Consider the following 10,010-nt stretch of genomic DNA (forward strand, 5'->3'; position numbering starts at 1 on the left):
AATTCGATATCACCATATATTATGGCAAGAAAACAAGATAAGAATACAATAAAGAGATTTAATAAAATCTCAATTGGTTTAGCATCACCAGAGTCTATTTTAGCAGAGTCAAGAGGGGAAGTGCTTAAGCCAGAAACTATCAATTATCGAACTCATAAACCTGAAAGAGATGGTTTATTCTGTGAGCGTATTTTTGGTCCTGTAAAAGACTATGAATGTGCTTGTGGTAAATATAAAAGAATTCGTTACAAAGGTATTGTATGTGACCGTTGTGGTGTAGAAGTAACAGAAAAGAAAGTACGTCGTGATAGAGTAGGACACATTAATCTTGTTGTTCCTGTAGCACACATTTGGTACTTCCGTTCGTTACCAAATAAAATTGGTTATTTATTAGGGTTACCATCTAAGAAATTAGATATGATTATTTACTACGAACGTTATGTAGTAATTCAGCCAGGTAATGCTAAAAATACCGAAGGAGAGCCAGTTCAAAAAATGGATTTCTTAACTGAAGAAGAGTATTTAAATATTTTAGAAACACTTCCTCAAGACAATCAATATTTAGAAGACACCGACCCAAATAAATTCCTAGCGAAAATGGGTGCTGAGTGTTTAATAGATCTTTTAGCACGTATTGATTTAGATGCATTATCTTATCAATTACGTCATAAAGCAAATACTGAAACCTCTAAGCAACGTAAAACTGAAGCGTTAAAACGTTTACAAGTTGTTGAAGCATTGCGCGAATCTAACGAGAACAGAGAGAACCGTCCAGAATGGATGATTATGAAAGTTGTTCCTGTAATTCCACCAGAATTACGTCCGTTAGTGCCTTTAGATGGTGGTCGTTTTGCAACTTCAGATTTAAATGATTTATATCGTCGTGTAATTATTCGTAACAACCGTTTAAAACGTCTTGTTGAGATTAAAGCACCAGAAGTTATTTTACGTAACGAAAAACGTATGTTACAGGAATCTGTAGATTCGTTATTCGATAACACTCGTAAAGCTTCAGCGGTAAAAACAGATTCTAACAGACCTTTAAAATCTTTATCAGATTCATTAAAAGGTAAGCAAGGTCGTTTCCGTCAAAACTTATTAGGTAAGCGTGTTGATTATTCTGCACGTTCTGTAATTGTTGTAGGACCAGAATTGAAATTATTCGAATGTGGTTTACCTAAAACTATGGCAGCCGAGCTTTACAAACCTTTTGTAATTAGAAAACTAATTGAAAGAGGGATTGTAAAAACTGTAAAATCTGCAAAGAAAATTATAGACAAAAAAGAGCCTGTTGTTTGGGATATCTTGGAGAACGTTCTTAAAGGACATCCAGTATTACTAAACCGTGCTCCTACGTTACACAGACTTGGTATACAAGCTTTCCAACCAAAATTAATTGAAGGAAAAGCAATTCAATTACACCCATTAGTGTGTACTGCATTCAACGCCGATTTTGATGGTGACCAGATGGCTGTGCATTTACCATTAGGACCAGAAGCTATTTTAGAATGTCAAATGTTAATGTTGGCTTCTCATAGTATCTTGAACCCTGCAAACGGATCTCCAGTAACTGTACCTTCTCAGGATATGGTACTTGGTCTTTATTATATGACCAAACTACGTACTTCTACAGAAGATGTTAAGGTTATAGGTGAAGGTTTAACATTTTATTCTCCAGAAGAAGTAGTTATTGCTTTCAACGAGAAACGTGTTGACTTAAATGCAGGTATTAGAGTACGAACTTACGATTTCAACGAAGCAGGAGAAATTGTATTACAAATTATTGAAACTACTGTAGGTCGTGTTTTATTTAACGATAAAGTACCTCATGCAGCTGGATATATAAACGAAGTTTTAACTAAAAAATCGTTAAGAGATATTATTGGTAATATCTTAAGATTAACATCTGTTCCACAAACAGCTGATTTCCTTGACGAAATTAAAACTTTAGGTTACAAATTTGCATTCCAAGGTGGACTATCATTTAGTTTAGGAGATATTATTATCCCACCAGAAAAACAAGGAATGATTGATAAAGCAAATACGCTTGTTGATGGTATTATGGGTAACTATAACATGGGACTTATAACAAACAACGAACGTTATAACCAAGTTATTGATATTTGGACGTCTACAAATGCTGAATTGACTGAATTGTCAATGAAACGTATTCGTGAAGACCAACAAGGATTTAACTCGGTATTTATGATGCTTGATTCTGGAGCTCGTGGATCTAAAGAACAGATTCGTCAGCTTACAGGTATGCGTGGATTAATGGCGAAACCTAAAAAATCGAATGCAGGTGGTGGAGAAATTATTGAAAACCCGATTCTTTCTAACTTTAAGGAAGGTCTTTCAATTTTAGAATACTTTATCTCTACTCACGGTGCACGTAAAGGTCTTGCCGATACGGCTCTTAAAACTGCCGATGCTGGTTACTTAACTCGTCGTTTGGTAGATGTGTCTCAAGATGTTATTGTAAATAGCGAAGATTGTGGTACGTTAAGAGGTGTTGAAGTTACAGCATTAAAGAAAAATGATGAAATTGTAGAATCTCTTGGAGAACGCGTAATTGGACGTGTTTCTTTATACGATGTATACAATCCATTAACTGAAGAATTATTAGTTTCTGAAGGACAATTAATCGAAGATGATATTGCTAATGCAATTAATAAATCACCTTTAGATAGTGTTGAAGTACGCTCTGCATTAACATGTGAAGCTAAAAAAGGTATCTGTGCTAAATGTTATGGTCGTAACCTTGCAACCAATAAAATGGTTCAATTAGGTGAAGCTGTAGGTGTTGTTGCTGCTCAATCTATTGGGGAACCAGGAACACAGTTAACATTACGTACGTTCCACGTTGGGGGTATTGCAGGTAACATTTCAGAAGAAAATAAACTTGTAGTTAAGTTTAAAGGAATTGCAGAAATCGAAGATCTTAAAACCGTTAAAGGTGTAGATAACGAAGGAAACGCAATTGATATTGTTATTTCTCGTACATCAGAATTGAAACTTGTAGATAAGAAAACCGGAATCACTTTAAGTACGAATAACATACCTTACGGTTCGACTATCTTTATTGATAATGGTGCCGAACTTTCTAAAGGAGATGTGGTTTGTTCATGGGATCCATATAACGGTGTAATTATTTCGGAATTTGCTGGTAAAGTACGTTACGAAAACATCGAACAAGGTATTACATATCAAGTTGAAATTGATGAGCAAACAGGATTCCAAGAAAAAGTAATTTCTGAATCTAGAAACAAAAAATTAATCCCAACACTTCATGTCGATGATGCTAAAGGAGAACCTATTCGTTCTTACAACTTACCAGTTGGAGCGCATTTAATGATTGACGATGGTGAAAAGATTGGAGTTGGTAAAATTTTAGTTAAAATTCCTCGTAAATCTGCAAAAGCAGGGGATATTACAGGAGGTTTACCTCGTGTTACCGAATTATTCGAAGCACGTAATCCTTCTAACCCAGCAGTTGTTAGTGCTATTGATGGAGTTGTTACTTTTGGTAAAATTAAGCGTGGTAACCGTGAAATTATAGTAGAATCTAAATTAGGAGATATTAAGAAATACTTAGTTAAATTATCTAATCAGATCTTAGTACAAGAGAATGATTTCGTAAAAGCTGGTATGCCGCTTTCTGATGGTTCTATTACACCAAACGATATTTTAAATATTAAAGGCCCTTCAGCTGTACAACAATACTTAGTGAACGAAGTTCAAGAAGTATACCGTTTACAAGGGGTGAAAATTAACGATAAGCACTTCGAGGTTGTTGTAAGACAAATGATGCGTAAAGTTAGAATTATAGATTCTGGTGATACGATCTTCCTAGAAGATCAATTAGCTCATAAAGCTGACTTTATTGAAGAAAATGATAAAATTTTCGGATTGAAAATTGTTGAAAGTGCTGGGGATTCTGTAAATCTTAAAGAAGGTCAATTAATATCGCCTTTCACATTAAGAGATGAGAATTCATCATTACGTCGTGAAGATAAAGAAATTGTAACTGCTAGAGATGCACAGCCAGCAACGGCTACGCCAATCTTACAAGGTATTACAAGAGCGTCACTTCAAACTAAATCGTTTATCTCTGCGGCATCGTTCCAAGAAACTACTAAAGTTCTTAACGAAGCAGCTGTAGCTGGTAAAATTGATACTCTTGAAGGTCTTAAAGAAAATGTAATTGTAGGACACAAAATTCCAGCTGGTACAGGAATGCGTAAATACGAACATATTATCGTTGGATCTAAAGAAGAGTTTGATGAAATGATGCAAGCTAAAAAACAAGAAGTTAATTATAACTAAATAAGACTCAGGATTCACAAGCTTAGGTGAAGTGAATCCTGAAAGTCGAATTTATCCCAACGCAGGTTGGGATCTTTAATAAAGAAAAAGCCCTGCTAAATTTAGTAGGGCTTTTTCTTTAAAATGATGTATTAATAAGACTTCCACCTTCGTGGAAGTGAAAAATAAAATTTTTATGGCAGACGAAAAAGATCCTAAAAAACAAGGACAAATCAATATAGAATTAGATGAAAAAATTGCTGAAGGCATTTATTCTAACCTAGCAATTATAAATCATTCGGTTTCGGAGTTTATAGTAGACTTTGTAAGCATTATGCCTGGAACACCTAAGAGCAAGGTTAAATCTAGAATTATATTAACACCACAGCATGCTAAACGCCTTTCAAAAGCACTAGCAGATAATGTTAACCGTTTTGAAAATGCCCACGGTGAAATTAAAGATTACGAGCAAACACCAATTCCATTAAACTTTGGACCTACAGGAGAAGCTTAATAAGTTTACTTATAAAGTATAAACAGGAGTTAGTTAAGGTTGCTCGAAATAGTTTTTTCATAGCTAACAGCAATTCCATTAAATTTTGGACAAACAGGAGAAGCTTAAAATTTTATAACGCATAAAAAATCCCATTGATATATCTTCAATGGGATTTTTTGCTTTATACGTATTCGAGTTTAATCAAACTCAGATGTCATATGGAATTTAATATTTGGATATTTCTGTTGGGTCATCTGTAATGAAAATGAAGAATCTGCTAGAAATACCAATTGATTTCTTTTGTCTTTTGCTAAAAAACGTTGTTTTACACGCAAGAACTCTTTGAATTCATCGCTCTTTTTATCTTTCGGTTCTACCCAACATGCTTTAAAAACGTTTAAATTTTCATACGTACATTTAGCACCATATTCGTGTTCCAAACGGTATTGAATAACTTCGTATTGTAATGCTCCAACGGTTCCAATTACTTTTCTTCCGTTAAGTTCTAACGTAAATAATTGGGCAACTCCTTCATCCATTAACTGGTCAACACCTTTATTAAGTTGTTTCGATTTTAAAGGATCAGCATTATTTATATATCTAAAATGCTCTGGAGAGAAACTCGGAACACCTTTATAGTTAATAATTTCACCTTCGGTAAACGTGTCTCCAATTTTAAAACTACCGGTGTCTTGTAAACCTACAATATCACCAGGGTAGGAAATATCTACAATCTCTTTCTTTTCAGCAAAAAAGGCATTTGGACTAGAAAATTTAACTTTTTTATTACTTCTTACGTGTAAATAAGGCGCGTTACGTTTAAATTCTCCAGATACGATTTTAACAAACGCTAAACGGTTTCTGTGGTTTGGATCCATGTTAGCATGAATTTTAAACACAAAGCCCGTAAACTTATCTTCGTCTGGCTGTACCAAACGCTCTTCACTTTGTTTCGCTCTAGGCTTAGGTGCGATGTCTACGAAACAATCTAATAATTCACGAACACCAAAATTGTTTAATGCCGAACCAAAAAACACAGGTTGTATGTGTCCGTCTAAATATTCTTTTTTATCGAATTCAGGATAAATACCACTTACTAATTCAATTTCTTCTCTTAATGTTTTTGCTGCTTTTTCTCCGATTAATTTATCTAATTCAGGAGAAGATAAATCTGAGATTTCAATGGTTTCCTCAATATCTTTTCTGCTATCTCCACTAAATAGATTCACGTTCTTTTCCCAGATATTGTAAATACCTTTAAAGTCGTACCCCATTCCAATAGGGAAACTTAATGGCACAACTTTTAATCCTAGTTTTTGTTCCACTTCATCTAATAAATCAAAAGCATCCTTACCTTCACGATCCATTTTGTTTATAAAAACAATCATAGGAATGTTACGCATGCGGCAAACTTCAACTAATTTCTCAGTTTGTTCTTCAACTCCTTTTGCAACATCAATTACCACAATAACACTATCTACAGCGGTAAGTGTTCTAAAAGTATCTTCCGCAAAATCCTTGTGACCAGGTGTGTCAAGAATATTAATTTTTATACCATCGTATTCAAAAGCCAAAACAGAAGTAGCAACAGAAATTCCACGCTGACGTTCGATTTCCATAAAGTCACTTGTCGCTCCCTTTTTTATTTTATTACTTTTTACAGCTCCGGCTTCTTGAATCGCGCCACCAAATAGAAGTAATTTCTCTGTTAATGTGGTCTTACCGGCATCTGGATGCGATATAATTCCGAAAGTACGACGTCTGTTTATTTCACTTTTAAAACTCATAATAATTCTTGAAAATAGGACGCAAAGATACTATTATTAGTAAGAAATGTAATAAATGATGCAACCGCTTTTTAATTTTATCTTCACATTAACGTATTTTATAATTTTACTTGGTATTTTTACAATATGAGAGAAGAAAACGTAATATTAGTTAATGAAAATGATGAGCCAATTGGGCTGATGCCAAAACTCGAAGCTCATGAAAAAGGCGTGCTACATAGAGCTTTTTCTGTTTTTGTTTTTAATGATGATAGTGAGTTAATGTTGCAACAACGGGCATTAGATAAATACCATACACCGGGATTATGGACCAATACATGTTGTAGCCATCAACGCGATGGAGAATCTAATGTTGAAGCAGGAAGAAGACGTTTAGAAGAAGAAATGGGATTTGTTACCGCTTTGGAAGAAACCATTTCGTTTGTGTATAAATCACCTTTTGAGAACGGTTTAATCGAACATGAATACGATCACGTTTTAATTGGATATTATGATGGTGAACCAAATATAAACCCAGCGGAAGTTGCGGATTGGAAATGGATGACTTTAGATGCTGTAAAAGTAGATATTAAATTACATCCCGACCGTTACACATCTTGGTTTAAAATTATTTTCGATAAGTTTTATGATTATATAAATATCTCGTAAATATGATAGCAAAAGTTAGCCGACAAGGGTATTTTAATGCGGCCCACAGATTATTTAGAAAGGATTGGAGCGATGAAAAAAATCAATTGATTTTTGGAAGATGTAACAATGCAAATTACCATGGGCACAACTACGATGTTATAGTTAGTGTTTCAGGAGAAATAGATCAAGAGACAGGTTTTGTTATAGATTTGAAAATTCTAAAACAACTAATAAAAGACGAAATAGAAGACGCTTTCGACCATAAAAATCTTAACTTAGATGTACCAGAATTTAAGGATCTCAATCCTACTGCAGAGAACATATCAGTTGTTATTTACAATAAATTAAAGCCTAAATTAGACTCTAATCTGCAATTGGAAATTACACTTTACGAAACACCTAGGAACTTTGTAAGCTACTCAGGTAAATAAATATATTATGGAAAATTTAGTTTACCCAATTAAATTCTCACCGATTTTAAAAGAAAAAATTTGGGGCGGTGAAAAATTAAAATCTTTATTAAATAAGAAAAGTAATTCAACAGATGTTGGGGAGAGTTGGGAAATTAGTGATGTAGATGGAGAACCTTCAATAGTTGCTAATGGAACATTAAAAGGAAAATCTTTAAAATTTCTTTTAGAAACGTATAAGGAAAATCTTATTGGAGTTCAGAATTATAGAATTTTCAAAAATAAATTTCCGCTACTTATTAAATATATTGATGCTAAGCAGGATTTATCTATTCAATTACATCCAAATGATGACTTGGCTGCAAAGCGTCATAATTCCTTTGGAAAAACAGAAATGTGGTATGTTATGCAAGCCGATGAGAATTCTAATTTAATTATAGGTTTTAAAGACAAAATTACACCTGGTAATTATTTAGAGCATTTAGAAAATAAGACACTACCTGATATTTTAAATACAGAGCGCGTTAAAACTGGCGATACATTTTTTATCGAAGTTGGTCGTGTACATGCAATTGGAGCAGGAGTAATGCTTGCCGAAATTCAACAAACTAGCGATATTACGTATCGTGTTTACGATTGGGAGCGTGTAGATAAGGAAGGTAATGAAAGAGAACTTCATACAGAATTAGCTCTTGATGCTATAGATTTTGATATGGAAGACAATTTTAAAGTGTCTTACGAGAAAACAGCAAATATGTCTAACGAAATGGTAAGCTGTCCATATTTTACAACTCAGTTTTTAGAAGTGACCGAAACGTTATCGAAAAAAAATATTCACGATTCGTTTCTTATATACATGTGTGTTGAAGGAGAAGCAGAAATTAGTGTAAATGGCATTTCAGAAACCATAAAAACAGGAGAAACAATTTTACTTCCAGCTGCTGTAGAAACATATCAGATTATATCAAAACAAGCAAAACTTTTAGAAGTTTTTGTGTAAAAAAAAATCCCGGGTGTAACACTCGGGAATTTTATTTAACAAGCTGTTTTTGATTCCTTAAAGTGATCTTCATTTAAGGTAAATCCAAACAAGGCACTACAAATAGTTTCATGATGATTGGTAATAGGCTTTGCTTTGGTAACTATAATATTTACCAAATAGCCATAATCATGTTTTTTAATTAACTGTGCTTGGATGGTTAATTCGTCGTTTAGGAATGCGTTTTTGTGCATTTTAAATTTAAAATCTGCAAGATCTGGGACGTCTTGTAAATAAAATTCTTTAATAGGGTAAGTTGCAACCGTTTTTATTTTGTTATATAAAATATGAGGTAATAAAAATCCGTTAGCGTTACTTACATTTTTTGTTACAGTAAAAGGTACGTTGGTATTTATATGAGTTTTCATGATTTTAGTTTTTTATGGATATATTAATGTGGGTCTCAAATTGTAATTATGGTACGTACAATACATGACGTTTGTGCGAATGGAAAATGCAACAAGCTTCTGGTTTTTCTGATTAATGGATTTTGAGTTTTTCATGTTTTTAAAAATTTAAATTAGTACTGGGTTAAAAATAAAAAAGGTGCCTTTAAAAAAGCACCTTAATTGATTATCGTTATATTATATAATAGTTAACTTATTTCAAGATGCAAGGGGAGCTTATGTTTAAGCACAAAAATGACAATCGTGTTCCACTGTTGTGAAATACGATTACAAATCTGCATATTATATACCTTGGCTACATTCATGAGTTAAAAGTAGTTAATTATTTTAAATCAAACAATATTTAAATGTTTTTATAACAAAATTTGTTTGAGATTAATGTAATTTTGCAGACAAATAAATACAATTTTATATTATGGCAAATGTTAGAGACCTAAAGAAGGATATTAATTACGTTTTAGGAGATATTATTGAAGCTGTTTATGTTTGGGAATATACCAACACAGACAAGGATACAAAACAAAGTGAAGCAATTATAGATGAAGCAATCAGTACTTTTGATACTTTAATTGCAAAAGTAAACGATAAGAATGTAGAAGATAAAAAAGCTCATTTTAAGGCAATTAACAAAGCATTAGAAACTGATGGACGTGCGTTGATTGATAAAATTAATAATTTAAGCTAAATTATTTTGAAAAAGATTTGCAGATACTAGAAATAGTCTTATATTTGCACTCGATTTTCAGGCCGATGTAGCTCAGCTGGCTAGAGCAGCTGATTTGTAATCAGCAGGTCGTGGGTTCGAGTCCCTCCATCGGCTCTTTAAAAGTTCAATGTTTTTACATTGGACTTTTTTTTTGCTTTAATGTTTTTTGCTCTTATACCTTTATATAAAAACACAAACTGATTTTAAAACGGAAAAGAGAGGTGTGTTTT

The 10,010-nt window shown here is 33.2% G+C and carries 8 protein-coding genes and 1 tRNA gene; 7 read left to right on the forward strand and 2 right to left on the reverse strand.

Going from position 1 to position 10,010, the window contains the following annotated elements:
* Nucleotides 1-21: 21 nt before the first annotated feature.
* Together rpoC and R6X41_RS17155 are read left to right on the forward strand one after the other, a co-directional pair.
* Nucleotides 22-4,326: a DNA-directed RNA polymerase subunit beta' gene (rpoC, locus tag R6X41_RS17150; protein WP_318501581.1), complete on the forward strand. Its 4,305-nt coding sequence runs from the start codon at nucleotides 22-24 to the stop codon at nucleotides 4,324-4,326.
* A gap of 175 nt (nucleotides 4,327-4,501) precedes the next feature.
* Nucleotides 4,502-4,819: a DUF3467 domain-containing protein gene (locus R6X41_RS17155; RefSeq protein ID WP_318501582.1), complete on the forward strand. Its 318-nt coding sequence runs from the start codon at nucleotides 4,502-4,504 to the stop codon at nucleotides 4,817-4,819.
* Between the two features lie 179 nt (nucleotides 4,820-4,998).
* Here R6X41_RS17155 and R6X41_RS17160 read toward each other — a convergent pair whose 3' ends face one another.
* The gene (locus tag R6X41_RS17160; RefSeq protein WP_318501583.1) at nucleotides 4,999-6,588 is read right to left on the reverse strand and encodes a peptide chain release factor 3; all 1,590 of its coding nucleotides are present in this window, start codon (nucleotides 6,586-6,588) and stop codon (nucleotides 4,999-5,001) included.
* A 126-nt stretch (nucleotides 6,589-6,714) separates the two neighbouring features.
* Here R6X41_RS17160 and idi point away from each other — a divergent pair, with 126 nt between their 5' ends.
* From idi to R6X41_RS17175, 3 genes are read left to right on the forward strand one after another with little or no spacing between them, the layout of a single operon-like run.
* Complete coding sequence (gene idi / locus R6X41_RS17165; protein ID WP_318501584.1) at nucleotides 6,715-7,236, forward strand: isopentenyl-diphosphate Delta-isomerase; 522 nt, start codon at nucleotides 6,715-6,717, stop codon at nucleotides 7,234-7,236.
* A gap of 2 nt (nucleotides 7,237-7,238) precedes the next feature.
* Nucleotides 7,239-7,649, forward strand: a complete 411-nt coding sequence (locus tag R6X41_RS17170; protein ID WP_318501585.1) for a 6-pyruvoyl trahydropterin synthase family protein — start codon at nucleotides 7,239-7,241, stop codon at nucleotides 7,647-7,649.
* Between the two features lie 7 nt (nucleotides 7,650-7,656).
* On the forward strand, nucleotides 7,657-8,628 hold the full coding sequence (locus tag R6X41_RS17175; protein ID WP_318501586.1) for a type I phosphomannose isomerase catalytic subunit: 972 nt from the start codon (nucleotides 7,657-7,659) through the stop codon (nucleotides 8,626-8,628).
* 35 nt (nucleotides 8,629-8,663) lie between these two features.
* On the opposite strand, the gene R6X41_RS17180 is transcribed toward R6X41_RS17175, so the two are convergent.
* Nucleotides 8,664-9,035 carry a hypothetical protein gene (locus R6X41_RS17180; protein ID WP_318501587.1) on the reverse strand — a complete coding sequence of 124 codons (372 nt, stop codon included), beginning with the start codon at nucleotides 9,033-9,035 and terminating at the stop codon, nucleotides 8,664-8,666.
* A gap of 454 nt (nucleotides 9,036-9,489) precedes the next feature.
* Here R6X41_RS17180 and R6X41_RS17185 point away from each other — a divergent pair, with 454 nt between their 5' ends.
* On the forward strand, nucleotides 9,490-9,759 hold the full coding sequence (locus R6X41_RS17185; RefSeq protein WP_318501588.1) for a hypothetical protein: 270 nt from the start codon (nucleotides 9,490-9,492) through the stop codon (nucleotides 9,757-9,759).
* Nucleotides 9,760-9,820: 61 nt separating this feature from the next.
* Nucleotides 9,821-9,894 (forward strand) — tRNA-Thr (locus tag R6X41_RS17190).
* Nucleotides 9,895-10,010 lie beyond the last annotated feature (116 nt).

Source organism: Formosa sejongensis, assembly GCF_033447105.1.
Classification (GTDB): Bacteria; Bacteroidota; Bacteroidia; order Flavobacteriales; family Flavobacteriaceae; genus Formosa.

Coding starts and splice junctions, on each gene's coding strand:
- rpoC (WP_318501581.1), top strand. CDS start 22: ATGGCAAGAAAACAAGATAAGAATACAATAAAGAGATTTAATAAAATC.
- R6X41_RS17155 (WP_318501582.1), top strand. CDS start 4,502: ATGGCAGACGAAAAAGATCCTAAAAAACAAGGACAAATCAATATAGAA.
- R6X41_RS17160 (WP_318501583.1), bottom strand. CDS start 6,588: ATGAGTTTTAAAAGTGAAATAAACAGACGTCGTACTTTCGGAATTATA.
- idi (WP_318501584.1), top strand. CDS start 6,715: ATGAGAGAAGAAAACGTAATATTAGTTAATGAAAATGATGAGCCAATT.
- R6X41_RS17170 (WP_318501585.1), top strand. CDS start 7,239: ATGATAGCAAAAGTTAGCCGACAAGGGTATTTTAATGCGGCCCACAGA.
- R6X41_RS17175 (WP_318501586.1), top strand. CDS start 7,657: ATGGAAAATTTAGTTTACCCAATTAAATTCTCACCGATTTTAAAAGAA.
- R6X41_RS17180 (WP_318501587.1), bottom strand. CDS start 9,035: ATGAAAACTCATATAAATACCAACGTACCTTTTACTGTAACAAAAAAT.
- R6X41_RS17185 (WP_318501588.1), top strand. CDS start 9,490: ATGGCAAATGTTAGAGACCTAAAGAAGGATATTAATTACGTTTTAGGA.